Annotated in this window: 12 protein-coding genes and 1 riboswitch; of the genes, 6 read left to right on the top strand and 6 right to left on the bottom strand. The window is 71.4% G+C overall.

Features of this window, described 5'->3' with window-relative positions; translation table 11 throughout:
* The first annotated feature begins 63 nt into the window (after positions 1 to 63).
* Positions 64 to 2,070 carry a glycosyltransferase family 2 protein gene (locus KBY19_RS20870; RefSeq protein WP_185016936.1) on the top strand — a complete coding sequence of 669 codons (2,007 nt, stop codon included), beginning with the start codon at positions 64 to 66 and terminating at the stop codon, positions 2,068 to 2,070.
* Positions 2,067 to 4,088, top strand: a complete 2,022-nt coding sequence (locus KBY19_RS20875) for a kelch motif-containing protein (protein WP_210966389.1) — start codon at positions 2,067 to 2,069, stop codon at positions 4,086 to 4,088. Before KBY19_RS20870 ends, KBY19_RS20875 begins: the two co-directional genes overlap by 4 nt.
* Positions 4,089 to 4,221: 133 nt before the next feature.
* Here KBY19_RS20875 and KBY19_RS20880 read toward each other — a convergent pair whose 3' ends face one another.
* Positions 4,222 to 5,289 (bottom strand): glycoside hydrolase family 6 protein, encoded by a 1,068-nt coding sequence (locus tag KBY19_RS20880; RefSeq protein WP_099881252.1) that lies wholly within the window; start codon positions 5,287 to 5,289, stop codon positions 4,222 to 4,224.
* A gap of 184 nt (positions 5,290 to 5,473) precedes the next feature.
* Positions 5,474 to 5,614: riboswitch (cobalamin riboswitch) on the top strand.
* Positions 5,615 to 5,646: 32 nt separating this feature from the next.
* On the opposite strand from KBY19_RS20880, the gene KBY19_RS20885 reads away from it, so the two are divergent.
* Both KBY19_RS20885 and KBY19_RS20890 read left to right on the top strand, forming a co-directional pair.
* On the top strand, positions 5,647 to 5,874 hold the full coding sequence (locus KBY19_RS20885) for a CbtB-domain containing protein (protein WP_185016939.1): 228 nt from the start codon (positions 5,647 to 5,649) through the stop codon (positions 5,872 to 5,874).
* 20 nt (positions 5,875 to 5,894) lie between these two features.
* On the top strand, positions 5,895 to 6,734 hold the full coding sequence (locus KBY19_RS20890) for a CbtA family protein (protein WP_210955253.1): 840 nt from the start codon (positions 5,895 to 5,897) through the stop codon (positions 6,732 to 6,734).
* A gap of 377 nt (positions 6,735 to 7,111) precedes the next feature.
* Here KBY19_RS20890 and KBY19_RS20895 read toward each other — a convergent pair whose 3' ends face one another.
* Entirely contained in the window at positions 7,112 to 7,891 is a 780-nt protein-coding gene (locus KBY19_RS20895; protein ID WP_185016940.1) for an HAD-IIA family hydrolase, read from the bottom strand.
* A 225-nt stretch (positions 7,892 to 8,116) separates the two neighbouring features.
* On the opposite strand from KBY19_RS20895, the gene KBY19_RS20900 reads away from it, so the two are divergent.
* Positions 8,117 to 9,193, top strand: a complete 1,077-nt coding sequence (locus KBY19_RS20900; RefSeq protein ID WP_210966390.1) for a Gfo/Idh/MocA family oxidoreductase — start codon at positions 8,117 to 8,119, stop codon at positions 9,191 to 9,193.
* 13 nt (positions 9,194 to 9,206) lie between these two features.
* Here the strand turns inward: KBY19_RS20900 and KBY19_RS20905 are convergent, their stop codons facing one another.
* Both KBY19_RS20905 and KBY19_RS20910 read right to left on the bottom strand, forming a co-directional pair.
* Positions 9,207 to 10,076: a fumarylacetoacetate hydrolase family protein gene (locus KBY19_RS20905; RefSeq protein WP_099881262.1), complete on the bottom strand. Its 870-nt coding sequence runs from the start codon at positions 10,074 to 10,076 to the stop codon at positions 9,207 to 9,209.
* Positions 10,077 to 10,194: 118 nt separating this feature from the next.
* Positions 10,195 to 11,739, bottom strand: a complete 1,545-nt coding sequence (locus KBY19_RS20910) for a DUF445 domain-containing protein (protein ID WP_210966391.1) — start codon at positions 11,737 to 11,739, stop codon at positions 10,195 to 10,197.
* A gap of 353 nt (positions 11,740 to 12,092) precedes the next feature.
* Here KBY19_RS20910 and KBY19_RS20915 point away from each other — a divergent pair, with 353 nt between their 5' ends.
* On the top strand, positions 12,093 to 13,391 hold the full coding sequence (locus KBY19_RS20915; RefSeq protein WP_210966400.1) for an SGNH/GDSL hydrolase family protein: 1,299 nt from the start codon (positions 12,093 to 12,095) through the stop codon (positions 13,389 to 13,391).
* 33 nt (positions 13,392 to 13,424) lie between these two features.
* Here KBY19_RS20915 and KBY19_RS20920 read toward each other — a convergent pair whose 3' ends face one another.
* Both KBY19_RS20920 and KBY19_RS20925 read right to left on the bottom strand, forming a co-directional pair.
* Positions 13,425 to 14,438, bottom strand: a complete 1,014-nt coding sequence (locus KBY19_RS20920; RefSeq protein WP_210966392.1) for an ATP-binding cassette domain-containing protein — start codon at positions 14,436 to 14,438, stop codon at positions 13,425 to 13,427.
* Between the two features lie 9 nt (positions 14,439 to 14,447).
* Positions 14,448 to 15,212 (bottom strand): ABC transporter permease, encoded by a 765-nt coding sequence (locus tag KBY19_RS20925; protein ID WP_099881268.1) that lies wholly within the window; start codon positions 15,210 to 15,212, stop codon positions 14,448 to 14,450.
* Between the last annotated feature and the right edge of the window lie 17 nt (positions 15,213 to 15,229).

The following is a 15,229-nucleotide window of genomic DNA, read 5'->3' on the forward strand; positions in this document are numbered from 1 at the left end:
GGGGCCAGGACGCGGCTCGGCACAAGAGCACGCCCCACAGGTGCGTGCGGGGGGACAGAAGTCATGACCACGCCGCCCATGGGCGCCCGGCACCCGCAGTGGCAGGAGCACGACAGCCAGGACCCGACGCAGACCACGCAGCTGCGCATACCCGGACTGCGCAGACCCTCCGGCCGGTCGGCGCCTTCCCGGCGGCCCTCCCCGCACCCCTGGGAGCGTGCCGCGCCCCGCTACGACTACGAGCACTACAGCCGGCTCGCCGGACCGCTCACCCGGCCCGACCCGGACCGGCCCTACCGGGTGCGCTACCGCAGCCTGCTGGCCGACGAGCCGCACCGGTTCCGCGCGGGCTTCCTGCTGTGCCTGGCCCCGCTGCTGTCCGCCGCGCTGCTGGTCTGGCTGATGCAGCCCGACCACTGGACGCGCCGCGACGCGGGCGAGGTCTCCGACCTGGTGCTCAAGCTCGATGTCGTCATGCTCGTCTCGATCGGGCTGATCGAGCTGTTCCGTACGCTCAACGTCCTGTCCAACGCGCACGCCACCCTGGTGGCCCGCGACCCGATACCCGTGGTGCCCGAGGCCGGCACCCGCGTCGCCTTCCTCACCTCGTTCGTGCCCGGCAAGGAGCCGATCGAGATGGTCACCAGGACCCTGGAGGCGGCCGTACGGGTGCGGCACCGCGGCACCATGCACGTCTGGCTGCTCGACGAGGGCGACGACCCCGAGGTCAAGGAGGTCTGCCGGCGGCTGGGAGTGCACCACTTCTCCCGCAAGGGCACGGCCAGGTGGAACACCGCCAAGGGCGCCTTCCGCGCCAAGACCAAGCACGGCAACTACAACGCCTGGCTGGACGCGCACGGCGACGACTACGACTTATTCGCCGGCGTGGACACCGACCATGTACCGCTGCCCAACTACCTGGAGCGGATGCTCGGCTACTTCCGCGACCCGGACGTCGGCTTCGTCATCGGCCCGCAGGTCTACGGCAACTACGACAACTTCGTCACCAAGGCCGCCGAGAGCCAGCAGTTCCTCTTCCACGCCCTCATCCAGCGCGCAGGCAACCGCTACCAGGCGCCGATGTTCGTCGGCACCAGCAACGCGGTACGCGTCAAGGCCCTCAAGTCCATCGGCGGTCTCTACGACTCCATCACCGAGGACATGGCCACCGGCTTCGAGATGCACCGCCACCGCAACCCGGCCACCGGCAACAAATGGCGCTCCGTCTACACCCCCGACGTGCTGGCCGTCGGCGAGGGCCCCAACGCCTGGACGGACTTCTTCACCCAGCAACTGCGCTGGTCGCGCGGCACCTACGAGACGATCCTGGGGCAGTACTGGCGCGGCCTGGGCTCCATGCCGCCCGGCAAGCTGTTCAACTACACCCTGCTGATGCTCTTCTACCCGGCCTCGGCGCTCAACTGGATCCTGGCCGCGCTGTCCTGCGCGCTCTTCCTCGGCATGGGCGCCTCCGGCGTGCAGATCGACCCCACCATCTGGATGGCGCTGTACGGCAACGCCACCGCGCTCCAGATCGGGCTGTACATCTGGAACCGGCGGCACAACGTCTCCCCGCACGAGCCCGAGGGCTCCGGCGGGCTGGCCGGCATGCTGATGTCCGCGCTGTCCGCGCCGATCTACGCGCGCTCCCTCTTCGACACCGTGCTGCGCCGCAAGAGCAAGTTCGTCGTCACGCCCAAGGGTGACTCGGCGAGCCCGGACACCCTCTTCGGCACCTTCCGGGTGCACCTGTTCTTCATCGCGGTCTTCGCCGGCTCGCTCGTCGGCTCCCTCTTCCTGGGCCACGACCATCCGGCGATGCTCACCTGGGCTGCGCTCGCGCTGCTGATCACGGCGGCGCCGATCGTCGGCTGGCGCGCCACCGTCCGGGCCGAGAAGCGGCGCCGCACGGCGCGCAGAGGCCGCCGCAGGAGTCGGCACGGCGCACCGCCGCAGCCCCCGGCCACGGCGGAAGCCCCGGCCGGGACCGCGACGCCCGCCCCGCCGTCGGCGTACGCGCCCGGCCGACAGTATGTGAACCAGAGCGTCCTTGGGGGACAGGAACGATGACAACCCGACGGAGCCGTCGCCGCGCCGCGAGCGCCAAGAAGCGGCGGGCCCGGCGCATAGCCATCGGTACGGCGGTCGTCGCGCTCATCGCCGGGTTCAACGGCCCGGCGCTGTACGGCTTCGCCTCGAAGCAATACCACGAGTACGAGATCAACCGGCCCGAGTACAAGGCGGAGAAGGGCCACTGGCAGATCGTCGACATTCCCGAGAAGTACCGGATCAACACCATCCACGCGGCACTGCTGCACACCGGCAAGGTGCTGCTGGTGGCGGGCTCGGGCAACGACGCGAAGAACTTCAAGGCCAAGAGCTTCCGCACCGTGCTGTGGGACCCGGCGAAGAACACCTTCAAGAACATCCCCACCCCCAACGACCTGTTCTGCTCGGGGCACAACCAGCTTCCCGACGGCAAGCTGCTGGTCGCGGGCGGCACCCAGCGCTACGAGACGCTCCAGGGCGATGTGAAGAAGGCCGGCGGGCTGATGTTCGTCTACAACGAGAACCCCGACCGGTCCAAGATGATCAAGAAGGGGACGCGCTTTACCGGCCGCAGGACGGGCAAGACGTTCGTCGCCCAGCGCAGCGTCAACCTGCCGCCCGCGAAGAAGGTCAAGGACCCGGAGACCGGCGAGGTCGCCACCGTGCACAGCGTCACCCGGCTGTACGCGGAGGCCGCCGAGGAGGGCCGCGAGCACCAGACGGGCACCGAGGACAAGTACACGGTCAGCGGTCTGGGTGGGGCGTGGAAGCACGACGTCTACGGCATCGCCCAGAAGATGTCCTTCGACAAGAAGGACTTCCAGGGGATCAAGGACGCCTACGAGTTCGATCCGGTGGCCGAGCGCTACATCACCGTCGACCCGATGCACGAGGCCCGCTGGTACCCCACCCAGCTCACCCTCCAGGACGGCAGGGTGATGTCCGTCTCCGGGCTCGACGACATCGGCCAGGTCGTCCCCGGCAAGAACGAGATCTACAACCCGAAGACGAAGAAGTGGCACTACATGCCCGAGACCCGCTTCTTCCCCACCTACCCCGGGCTGCACCTGATCGGCGAGAACCGGGTCTTCTACAGCGGCACCACCGCCGGGTACGGACCGGCCGACAAGGGCCGCACGCCCGGCATCTGGAACCTGGAGACGAACAAGTTCACCAAGATCCCCGGGATGAGCGACCCGGACGTGCTGGAGACGGCGATGTCGGTACCGCTGCCGCCCACCCAGTCGCGGAAGTTCATCGTCGAGGGCGGCGGCGGGGTCGGCGAGTCCGACAAGACCACGGACAAGACCCGCATCGTGGACCTGTCCTCCGACACCCCCCGCTTCCGCGACGGCCCCAGGCTCTACGACAAGGTCCGCTACCCCAGCAGCGTGATCCTGCCGAACGACACCGTGCTGACGACGAACGGCTCGGGCCGGTACCGGGGCAAGAGCGACAGCAATGTGCTCAAGGCCGCGCTCTACGACCCGAAGACCAACAAGTTCAAGGAGGCCGCCGCGCCCTTGGTCGGCCGCAACTACCACTCCGGCGGGCTGCTGCTGCCGGACGGCCGGGTGATGACCTTCGGCTCGGACTCGCTGTACGCGGACAAGGCCAACACCAAGCCAGGGGAGTTCGACCAGCGCATCGAGATCTACACGCCGCCCTACCTGCACAAGGGGAAACCCCAGCCGCAGTTGCGGCTCGCCGAAGGCAACCCGGAGAAGCTGAGGCCCGGCTCCCGGCTCTCCCTCGAGAGCAAGGACGCCACCTCGCTGAAGCGGCTGCGGCTGGTGCGACCCGGCTCCTTCACACACGTGACGAACGTGGAGCAGTCGTCCGTCGCGCTGAAGATGAAGCGGTCCGCCGATGGAACGGTGACCACCACCATTCCGGACGATCCGTCCCTGGTCACGCCCGGCTGGTGGATGGTCTTCGGCGTGGACGGGGACGGCGTACCCTCGAAGGCCCAGTGGGTCCATGTGGGCATCGACCCCGACGCGGCGCACGCCCCCATCACCACGGGCGACCCGAAGTAGGGGTCCCGCCCCGTCAGGCGCGCGGGGAACTGCTCCCCCAGCCTTCGGCCGGGAGATGCCCCCACAGCCACAACGCACCCCTGGCCTGCAACGGACAGCCAGGGGCACCCCCTGGTCAGCCGCCTGTCACGGCTCACCCCTTCGTGTTGCGGGCCAGTTCCAGGGCGTAGGACGGCCACCACGTGCCCGGCGCGGGGCCGCCGCGGCACTGGCCGTCCGACTCGCCCGGCCGTTTGATCCACAGATAGGCGTCCACCTTGTCGTGTCCTGTCCGGGTGGTGGGCGCCTCGCCCAGCGCCCGGCCGGGCGGGTTGCACCAGCGCTCGTCCCCGCTGCCGCGCAGCGGCCCGTTGCCGTTCCGGCTGGTGTCGACGACGAAGTGCTTGCCGTCGACCATCGAGGACAGCCGCTTGCCGTAGGCGACGTTCGAGGCGGTGGTCTGGAAGTTGGAGACGTTCAGCGCGAACCCGTCGGCCTTGCCGATCCCCGCCCGGCGGAGGGGCTCGACCAGCGCGCCCGGGTCGCGGACCCAGTCCGGGTTTCCGGCGTCCAGGTAGACCGTCGTGCCGGGGAGCCCCTTGAGCCGGGTGACGGCGTCGTGCAGCAGCCGGTAGCGCTCCTCGCGCAGCTGGGGCGCGGCGCACGCGCCGGAGACGGTGTGGGCCAGTGCGTCCGGCTCCACGATCACCGTGGCGGTGCGCTTCCCGATGCCTGCCACGACGCCGTCCAGCCAAGCGCGGTAGGCCGCCGCGTCCTTCGCGCCGCCCTTGCTGTACTGCCCGCAGTCCCGCTGCGGCACGTTGTAGAGGACGAGCAGCGCGCCCCGGTCCGCGGCGGCCGCGGCCTTGGTGACGCGGGCGGTGTGGCCGCGGGGGTCGGCCGAGTCGATCCACTCGGCCACCGGCTGCTCGGCGATCTTCTTCAGCTGTGCGGCCCGCGCCGACTTGCCGTCCTCGGCGTAGGCACGCGCCTGCCGTGCGGCGTTCCCCGCGGGGTCGACCCAGTACGGGGCCACGGACTCGGGGCGCTGCCGCACGGTGGGACCCGCCTGCGGGTCACCGTCGTCCGCGCCGCCACCCGACGAGCAGCCGGCCAGCAACAGGGCTCCCGCCACCGCGCTCCCGGCGACGCCCCGGGCGCGGGCGCATATCGCGCGCGCGGTACGCGGGCGCCGGGCGCCGCTACTGGCGCTGCCGTACATCCACTCCCCCTCGGCTGTACTCCGGCCATCGACCGAACCGTCGGCCGGCCGCCGACCGGACCGCTGACGGGCCACAACGTCGCCCCATCGTGTCACAACGCCCGGTTCGCACGGCCGAGTTCCGCACCCGGTGCGACGGGGAGTGTGACGGGGACCTTGTTGACAGTGGTCATGACAGGCTGGGAGCCTCCGGAACGGCACACTTTCATATCGAGGCGACAGTGCTCAGGAACCCGGTGCGACTCCGGGACGGTCCCGCCACTGTGTCCGCAACCGCCCCGGCGGCCGCGGAAGTCAGGAACTGATCTGTCGCTTCTCCACCGATGGGGCGTGGAAACCCCAGGAGGAGGCACGCGGATGTCCCAGCACACCCTCGGCACGACCGTCGCACCCGAGAGCGCCGCCGCACACCCGGCGACCGTCAGGGCCCGCGACTGGCTCATCGTCGCCGCCGCCGCGATCGTCGCGCTGATCGCCCTGTACGCCGTCTTCGTCGACAACGGCAACCTCGTCTCGGCAACCGGCTCCTATCTGCACGAGTTCTCGCACGACGGCCGTCATCTGTTCGGCGCCCCCTGCCACTGACCGATCGGGGGTCGCTCGTCATGTCCGTCTCCGCACAACCAACTCCCTATCCCCTGCTGCCCCTGCTCGGCCGCGGCCTCGCGGCCGGCGGGATCGCGGGGCTGGCGTCCGGGCTGTTCTCACTGCTGCTGGCCGAGCCCTTGATGGACCGGGCCATCCGGCTGGAGGAGAAACGCTCGGCAGCCGAAGCCGCCACCGCGCACGCGGGCGCCTCCCACTCGGGGCACAGCCATGCCGCCGAGGCCGAGGAGCTCTTCAGCCGGGGCACCCAGCACCTCGGACTGGTGGTCACCGCCGTGGTGGCCGGTCTGGCGATCGGCGTGTTCTTCACGCTCGCCCACGTGTCGTCCCCCAGCCTTCGGCCGGGAGGTGCCCCCAACCGCTCGGCGCCCCGGGACGACGGCCGCGGCTGGCAGCGCTCCATGGGCCTGGCCGGCGCCGGGTTCCTCGCGCTGTCCCTGCTTCCGGCGCTGCGCTACCCCGCCAACCCGCCGGGGGTCGGCGACGGTGGCACCGTCACCGAGCGGCAGGGCCTGTGGCTGGCCGCGCTGGTCATCGGCGTACTCGGAACGGTGCTGGCACACCAGGTCCACCAGCGGCTCGGGCAGGCCGGGCACGGGCTGCCCGTGCGTCAGTCGGGCGCCGCGGCAGCCGTTGTCGCCACCTTGGCCGCGCTCTTCCTGCTGCCGGACAACCCGGACACGGTCCCGGTGCCCGCCACCTTGCTGTGGGACTTCCGGATGCTCTCGCTGGGCGGACAGGTGGTCCTGTGGGGCGTACTGGGTGCCGTCTTCGCGGCCCCGTCCCTGCGCCGGCAGCGGTCCGCCCCCCGCGAGCAGTCCGCCGCTCCCACTGCCTGACCCCGGCCGGCTGCCGCTGCGGGGGCGGCGGCCCCCGCAGCGGGACGCTTCGTGGCGGAGCCCTCCGCGGCGAGGCCGCCGGCCCGGGAGACGTCCCCCAGCAGCGGGCCGCCCCCGGCCGCACCGGACGCGCCGGAGTCCGGAGCGCACAGCCACACCACCACCATCAGCAGGACCCACCCCGCCCCGACGGCCGGCCGCCAACGGCCCGCCCCGCTGCGGACCGGCGTCGCGGGTGCGGGGACGTGCGGCATGGCGGAGACCTCCGGGGCATCGGTCCGATGCCATAGACGCTCCGCCCGGGGGTGCCGCTCCGCATCCGCAGAGCACGGCCCTCTACTCCGCACGGCGGCCCCTGCAGGGCAAGGAAGTCGTCCTCAGACCCGGTCGACGAGGTCCGCGATCGAATCGACGACGCTGGAGGGGCGGTAGGGGTACCGCTCGACCTCGTCGGGCCGGGTCAGACCCGTCAGCACCAGGAAGGTCTCCAGTCCGGCTTCCATACCCGCGCGCACATCGGTGTCCATCCGGTCACCGATCATCGCGCTGGTCTCGGAGTGCGCGCCGATCGCGTTCAGCCCGGCGCGCATCATCAGCGGGTTGGGCTTGCCGACGAAGTAGGGGTGCTGGCCCGTGGCCTTGGTGATGAGGGCGGCGACCGAGCCGGTGGCGGGCAGCGCGCCCTCGGCCGAGGGTCCGGTCTCGTCGGGGTTGGTGGCGATGAAGCGGGCACCGTCGTTGATCAGCCGGATGGCCCGGGTCAGCGCCTCGAAGCTGTAGGTGCGGGTCTCACCGAGGACCACGTAGTCGGGGTCGGCGTCGGACAGGACGTACCCGATGTCGTGCAGGGCCGTCGTCAGCCCGGCCTCCCCGATGACGTAGGCGGTGCCGCCGGGGCGCTGGTCGTCCAGGAACTGCGCGGTGGCCAGCGCGGAGGTCCAGATGTTCTCCGTCGGCACGCTCAGTCCGATACGGGACAGCCGGGCGTGCAGGTCCCGGGGGGTGTACATCGAGTTGTTGGTGAGCACCAGGAACGGCCGCCCCGACTCCTTGAGCCGCTTGATGAACGAGTCGGCGCCGGGGACGGGGATCCCCTCGTGCATCAGCACACCGTCCATGTCGGTGAGCCAGGACTCGATGGGCTTGCGCTCTGCCACGGATGGACTCCTGCCAGGTCGTGGTGGTCCGGCCGGCGGGGACGTGCGCGCGTGAGCCGAGCACGAACCGGCCGCCGCGCTCAGCGTAACGGCAGCGACCGGTGCCGGTCAGCCGAGGCGTACGCCGTCGAGTACCCGGGGCGTACGCCGTCGAGTACCCGGGGCCGGGGTACGGAGGCGGGTGCGGTGCGTGCTCCCGCCGGAAGGCTTTGCAAGGGTGGGGGCATGAACCGCATGGACACCACCGTCACGCCGCTCCGCGTCGGGCTGCTCGGCTTCGGCCTGGCCGGATCGGTCTTTCACGCCCCGCTGATCGCCACCACACCGGGGCTCGCGCTGGACACCGTGGTCACCTCCGACCCGGAGCGCCGGAAGCAGGCACGGGCGGCAGGCGGCCCGGACGGCGAGGTGCGGACGGTCGCGTCGGCGGACGAGCTGTTCGCGGACGCGGACAGGTTCGACCTGGTGGTGATCGCCACCCCCAACCGCACCCACGTGCCCCTCGCGCACCGCGCACTGGACGCGGGGCTGCCGGTCGTGGTCGACAAGCCGCTGGCGCCCACCGCCGAGCAGGCCCGCGAGCTGGCGGCGAAGGCCGAGTCGCGGGGCCTGCTGCTGGCGCCGTTCCAGAACCGCCGCTGGGACAACGACTTCCTCACCCTGCGCTCGCTGCTGGGCCAGGACGCGCTGGGCGAGGTGTTCCGCTTCGAGTCGCGCTTCGAGCGCTGGCGGCCCCGGCTCAAGGGCGGCTGGCGCGAGTCGGGCGACCCCGAAGAGGTGGGCGGACTCCTCTACGACCTGGGCAGCCATCTGGTCGACCAGGCGCTGACCCTCTTCGGCCCGGCCGCCTCCGTCTACGCGGAGTCGGATGTACGGCGCGCGGGTGCCGAGGCGGACGACGACACCTTCATCGCCATCACCCACGAGACCGGCGTCCGCTCCCATCTGTGGATGAGCGCCACCGCCGCCCAGCTCGGCCCGCGCTTCAGGGTGCTGGGCAGCAGGGCCGCGTATGTGAAGTACGGCCTCGACCCGCAGGAGAACGCGCTGCGCGCGGGCGCGCGCCCCGCCGAGGGGGCGCCCTGGGGTGTGGAGCCCCAGGGCGCGTGGGGCACGCTCGGCGCCCAGGACGCCCCCGACGAGCTGCGTGAGGTGCCCACGCTGGACGGCGACTACCCCGCGTTCTACGACGCGATCGCCGCCGCCCTGCACGACGGCACCCCGCCGCCGGTCACCGCCCATGAGGCGGCGGCCACCCTCCAGGTGCTGGAGGCGGCCCGCTCTTTCACGCACGGCGCCTGACGCTGCGCAGTCGTTACGCCGACTTCATGACCTGGCGTTGGCGGCCGAGCCCCTCGATCTCCAGTTCCACGACGTCGCCGGCGCGAAGGTACGGCTTGGGCTCGGCCATACCCATGGCGACACCGGCCGGGGTGCCGGTGGAGACCACGTCGCCCGGATACAGCGTCATGAAGTGGCTGAGGTAGCGCACCACTTCGGCGACGGAGAAGATCTGGTCCGCCGTGCTGCCGTCCTGCCGCAGTTGCCCGTTGACCCACAGGCGCATCTCCAGCGCCTGTGGGTCGGGCACCTCGTCGGCCGTCACCAGCCACGGGCCCAGCGGGTTGAAGGTCTCGCAGTTCTTGCCCTTGTCCCACTGGCCGCCGCGCTCGATCTGGAAGGCCCGCTCGGACACGTCGTTGCCGACGGTGTACCCGGCGACGTGGGCGAGTGCCTCCTCGTGGGAGTCCAGACAGCGGGCGGTGCGGCCGATGACGACGGCCAGTTCGACCTCCCAGTCGGTCTTCTCGCTGCCGCGCGGGATCAGCACCGTGTCGTGGGGGCCGACGACGGTGTCGGGCGCCTTCATGAAGACGATGGGCTCCTCGGGCACCGCTGCCCCGGTCTCCCGGGCGTGGTCGTGGAAGTTCAGCCCGATGCACACGATCTTTCCGATCCGGGCCAGCGGCGGCCCGATCCGCGCTCCTTCCGGCTCGGCCGCCGCCGCCATCCCGGGCAGTCTCCCGGCGGCGGCCGCCGCACGCACCCTGTCGAGCGCGGCGGGGTCCGCGAGCAGGCCGGGGTCGATGTCCGCAACGATCCCCGACAGGTCGCGCAGGGTGTTGTCCTCGTCCAGCAGCGCGGGGCGCTCGGCTCCCGCAGGTCCGACGCGGAGCAGTTTCACGTCGCTCTCCCTCCCAGGCGAATCAGCTGATCCTCCAAGAGGGCGTTCAGAACCACAAGAGAGAGTTCACGTACTGGACCGTAGCTTCCGTGTCACGGAAACACTGGCCCACGCGGATCTACACCCCGAACAGCCGGGCCACCGTGTAGATGGCCAGCCCGGCCAGCGAGCCGACGACCGTACCGTTGATCCGGATGAACTGCAGATCCCGGCCGATATGGGCCTCGATCTTCTTCGAGGTGTGCTCGGCGTCCCAGCCGGCGACCGTCTCCGAGATCAGCGAGGTGATCTCCTCCCGGTAGGTGGTCACCAGATGTACGGCGGCGCCCTCGATCCAGCCGTCCACCTTCGACCGCAGCCGCCCGTCGGCGGCCAGCCGGTTGCCCAGCGACAGCAGCGCGGCCCGGGCCCGGACCCGCAGTTCGCTGCGCTCGTCCTCGGCGGCGGCCACCAGCATGGCCCGCACGGCGCCCCACACCGAGGCGATCAGGTCCTGCACCTCGCCGCGGGCCAGCGTCTCGTTCTTCAGCCGCTCCACCCGGGCGCGGGTGTCCGGGTCGCTTTGCAGGTCGGCGGCGAAGTCGGTCAGAAAGCGGTCCACGGCGCCGCGCGCGGGGTGATCGGGCATGTCCCGCATCTCGGTGACGAAGCGCAGCAGTTCGCGGTAGACGCGTTCACCGACCTTCCGGTCGACGAACTTCGGAGTCCAGCCCGGCGCGCCCCCCGTGACCGCGCCCATGACCGAGTCGCCGTGCTCGCGCAGCCACTCGGCGGCCCGGGTGCACACCAGATCGACCACCCGGCGGTGACCGCCGTCCGCGACGATCTTCTCCAGCATCGTGCCGAGCCCCGGCGCCACCTCCTTGGCGGTGGCCCGGCGGGTGATGGCCTCGCTGACGACGGCCTGGACGTCGGAGTCCCGCAGCACCGTCAGCGTCCCGCGCAGCGCGGTGGACAGTTCGGCCGTCACCCGGTCGGCGTTCTCCGGCTGTGCCAGCCAGGCGCCGAGCCTGCTGCTGATGCCGACGGCACGCAGCCGGTCGCGGACGACAGCGGCGGAGAGGAAGTTCTCCCCGACGAAATCGCCGAGGCTCTGCCCGAGTTGGTCCTTCTTGGTCGGAATGATCGCGGTGTGCGGGATCGGCAGTCCCATCGGATGCCGGAACAGCGCCGTGACCGCGAACCAGTCGGCGAGCGCGCCCACCATCCCGGCCTCGGCGGCAGCCGCGACGTAACCGGTCCAGGAGCCCGCACCCGCGTGCCCCGCCCACTTGGCCAGCACGAAGACGGTGGCCATCAGCAGCAGCGCCCCGGTGGCGATGGTCTTCATCCGCCGTACGCCGCGCCGCCGCTCCTCGTCCGCGGGGGTGAAGCCGCCGACGCCGCCCGGCCCCCGCGGCCCTCCGGCACCACCGGCGCCCCCGGAACCACCCCGGCCGCCCGGACCACCCGGGCCGTCGGGACCACCCGGGCCGTCGGGACCGCCCGGACCACCTGAAGGGGCCGAAGCCCCGGCGGCACCCGAAGCCCCGGCGGCACCCGAGTGGCGTAGCGCCTCGTCCCCGGCTCCGGGGAGTTGCCGGGATGCGGCACGGCCGCGTGTGATCGCTCTCACGTGGGCATCCTCACCCTCGGTCCGCTCGCCCCGAGTCGTCGGTTCCATCCGATCCACTCTCCCCCTGCATCGCCCCTGGCCACGCCCCCGACACCGGCGGACGCTCCGGAGCTTCGGGGTACCCCTTCCGCCCCGAACCGCCCTCGAGCCCGGGGAGGGACATTCTCCCTTGCCGGACATCGGAGGGAACGGAGCAAGCCTGTTCCGCGTCTGTGTGAGCGGCGGTAGTGAAACGACATCAGCAAGGACCAGGTGCCGGGGGAAAGCCCACCGACTGCCCGTCCGGCGTACGGCCCCCGAGCGGGCGCCGTGCCCCGATCGTGGGATCATGGCACCGCAGACCATCCGGAGTCGGCGGGCTCCGTGCAGCCCGAGGAGAACCATCGCGCGTGACCAGGAACATGGGCTATGCCCTGCTCGCCGGGCTGGCGGCGATCGTGGTCCTCGTCTCGACCGCGATATTCATCGGAGCGGGCAACAACGGCGACGGGCTGGACGAGAATTCACCCCAGGCACGCAACTCGGCCGCGCCCGCCTCCTCGGGCAACTGGGTCGGCACCTGGGCCGCGGCGCCCGCGGCGGCCGAACCGCGCTCGCGGGACGGCTTCGCGAACATGTCGATACGGAACGTCGTGCACACCTCGGTGGGCGGCACCCAGGCCCGTGTCCAGCTGTCCAATCTGTTCGGCAACCGCCCGCTGACCATCACCCACGCGAGCGTCGCCCTCGCCGCGGCCCCGAGCAACCCCACGGCCGCGGCCGGCAGCATGCGCCGCCTCACCTTCGGCAACAAGTCCTCGGTCACCATCCCGGCCGGGGGCGAGGTCACCAGCGACGCGGTGCGGCTGAACGTGCCGCCCGCCGCCGACCTGCTGGTCACCACCTACTCGCCCACCCCCTCGGGGCCTGTCACCTACCACCCGTACGCCCGGCAGACCAGCTATGTGGCCGCGGGCGACCGCGCCGAGGACACCTCGGGCACCGCCTTCGACCAGCAGAGCCCGTACTGGCGCTATCTCACCGGTGTGGACGTGTGGAGCTCCGAGACCGAGGGCGCCGTGGCGGTGCTGGGTGACTCGATCACGGACGGCATCACCTCCAGCCCCGGCGCCAACCGGCGCTGGACCGACTTCCTCGCCGAGCGGCTGCGCACCGAGCGCGACGCGCCCCGGCTGAGCGTTCTCAACTCGGGCATCAGCGGTAACCGGGTCCTGGTCGACGGCAGCAAGTTCTCGCCCAACAACGGGCCGAGCGCGCTGTCGCGGATGAACCGCGACGTGCTCTCCCGCACCGGTGTGAAGGTCGTCGTCGTGGAGATGGGCCTCAACGACATCATCAAGCCGCCCCGCCAGCGCGATCCGCAGCGGATCGTCAACGGTCTGCGGGACCTGGTGCGCCAGGCGCACGCGCGGGGCCTGCGCGTCGTCGGCGGCACCCTCACCCCGTTCGGCGGCCACCGCGGCTACACCCCTCGGATGGAGGCCGTGCGGCAGGCCGTCAACGCCGAGATCCGCAAGGGGAAGGTGTACGACGACGTCGTCGACTTCGACGCCGCCCTGCGGGACCCCGCGCACCCGGAGCGGCTGCGCGCGGCCTACGACTCGGGCGACCACCTGCACCCGAGCGACAACGGGTACCAGGCCATGGCCCAGGCCCTGGATCTGAAGACGTTGAAGGGCGCGCGCCCGGCGAAGCTGTGAGGACGGGCCCGGCGGCTGCGTCGCGCCGGGTCCTCAGCCCGCGTACATCCGGGCGATGACGTCCTCGATGGCCGGCTCGCGGAGGGACAGATCCACCAGCGGGTAGTCGGCCGCCAGTTGGGAGACCAGGGGCGCGGCGCTGGCGGAGGCGGGGAAGGCCAGCCATTGGCGGGGCCCCTCGGTGCGCACCGTGCGGGCGCCGGGAATGTCCTCGATGGGGGGCAGCTCCCGTTCCAGGTCGACCACGAGGGTGCGCTCACCGCGGCCCACCTCGTGCAGGCCGGAGAGGAGGCCGTCGTACATGAGGCGGCCGTGGTCGATGACCACGACCCTCTTGCACAGGTGTTCGATGTCGCTCAGATCATGAGTGGTCAGCAGCACGGTGGTGCCCAGTTCGGCGTTGAGGGCGACCAGGAACCGGCGCACCCGGGCCTTGCTGACCACATCCAGGCCGATGGTGGGCTCGTCCAGGTAGAGCACATCGGGATCGTGCAGCAGCGCGGCGGTGATGTCGCCGCGCATCCGCTGCCCCAGGGAGAGCTGCCGTACCGGCACATCCAGCAGGTCGCCCAGCTCCAGCAGCTCCACGCAGCGCGCCAGGTTCTCCTCGTAGCGGGCCCGCGGGATGCGGTACATACGGCGGACCAGTCCGTAGGAGTCCCGCAGCGGCAGGTCCCACCACAGGGTGGTGCGCTGCCCGAAGACCACGCCGATCCGCCGCACCAGCCGGGTGCGCTCCTGATAGGGGCCTCCCCTGCTCGAGCGGAGCCGAGAGCTTGGGGAAGGGTCGACCCCGGCCACCCGCAGGCTTCCATCGGTCGGGGTGAGGATGCCGGTGAGCATCTTGATGGTGGTCGACTTGCCGGCCCCGTTGGGCCCGATGAAGCCCACCATCTCCCCGCGCCGGAGCGCGAAGGAGATCCCGTCGACAGCGTGCACCTGAGTGGCCGTACGGCGCAGCAGGCCGGTTCTGCGGCGCACCGTGAACGTCTTGGTCAGCTCCCGGACATCGATGAACTCGCCGTCCCCGTCGCTCACAGCTCCCACTTCCTTCCGTCAGCTTCCTGTGCTGCTGTACGCGCGCAGCCCCGCCCGCCACACCAGGCCCGTCACCGCGCAGCACAGCAGCGCGACGGCGGGGGAGGCGAAGTCGAAGCCGCCCGGCAGCCCGAGCGGATCGTCCCGGCCCAGCAGACGCAGCGCCGGCAGCCAGTTGACGAAGGCCAGCGGCACCACGAACGTCACACCGCGCACCAGTTCCTTGCCGAAGACGGTGGGTGGGTACTGGAGCAGCGTCGTACCGCCGTAGGTGAAGGCGTTCTGCACCTCCGAGGCGTCCTGCGCCCAGAACTGGAAGGCACCGCCGAGGACGAACACACAGCCGAAGATGGCGGCGCCGCTCAGCACCATGGAGACGAGCAGCGCCACCCTGCCCGGCGTCCAGTCCAGGTCCAGCCGGAGTACGGCCCAGCCCAGCACCAGCGAGCCCTGGGTGATCCGGCCCAGCCTGCGCAGCGCGAACCGGTCGGCGGCGAGTTGGCTGAGGACGGGGACAGGGCGGGTCAGCAGGACGTCCATCGTGCCGTCGCGCACCCGGCGGCCGACGCGTTCCGCCGTGCCCAGCAGCAGGTCGGACAGGCCGAAGGCGACACAGGAGGTGCCGTAGAGGAAGGCGACCTCGGGCAGCGTGAAGCCGCCCAGCGCGTCGACCTGCGAGAACATGATCATGATGGCGGCGAAGTCCAGGAAGGTCGTCGCGAAGTTCGCCGCCAGCATCATCGCGAACGAGGCCCGGTAGGCCATCGTCGAGCGCACCCACATCGCCACGATGAAGCCGT

Origin of the sequence: Streptomyces sp. B15, from assembly GCF_018070605.1 — a bacterium.
Taxonomy (GTDB): Bacteria; Actinomycetota; Actinomycetes; order Streptomycetales; family Streptomycetaceae; genus Streptomyces; species Streptomyces smyrnaeus.

Coding starts and splice junctions, on each gene's coding strand:
- KBY19_RS20890 (WP_210955253.1), top strand. CDS start 5,895: ATGTCCGTCTCCGCACAACCAACTCCCTATCCCCTGCTGCCCCTGCTC.
- KBY19_RS20900 (WP_210966390.1), top strand. CDS start 8,117: ATGAACCGCATGGACACCACCGTCACGCCGCTCCGCGTCGGGCTGCTC.
- KBY19_RS20880 (WP_099881252.1), bottom strand. CDS start 5,289: ATGTACGGCAGCGCCAGTAGCGGCGCCCGGCGCCCGCGTACCGCGCGC.
- KBY19_RS20915 (WP_210966400.1), top strand. CDS start 12,093: ATGGGCTATGCCCTGCTCGCCGGGCTGGCGGCGATCGTGGTCCTCGTC.
- KBY19_RS20925 (WP_099881268.1), bottom strand. CDS start 15,212: ATGTGGGTGCGCTCGACGATGGCCTACCGGGCCTCGTTCGCGATGATG.
- KBY19_RS20910 (WP_210966391.1), bottom strand. CDS start 11,739: ATGGAACCGACGACTCGGGGCGAGCGGACCGAGGGTGAGGATGCCCAC.
- KBY19_RS20875 (WP_210966389.1), top strand. CDS start 2,067: ATGACAACCCGACGGAGCCGTCGCCGCGCCGCGAGCGCCAAGAAGCGG.
- KBY19_RS20870 (WP_185016936.1), top strand. CDS start 64: ATGACCACGCCGCCCATGGGCGCCCGGCACCCGCAGTGGCAGGAGCAC.
- KBY19_RS20885 (WP_185016939.1), top strand. CDS start 5,647: ATGTCCCAGCACACCCTCGGCACGACCGTCGCACCCGAGAGCGCCGCC.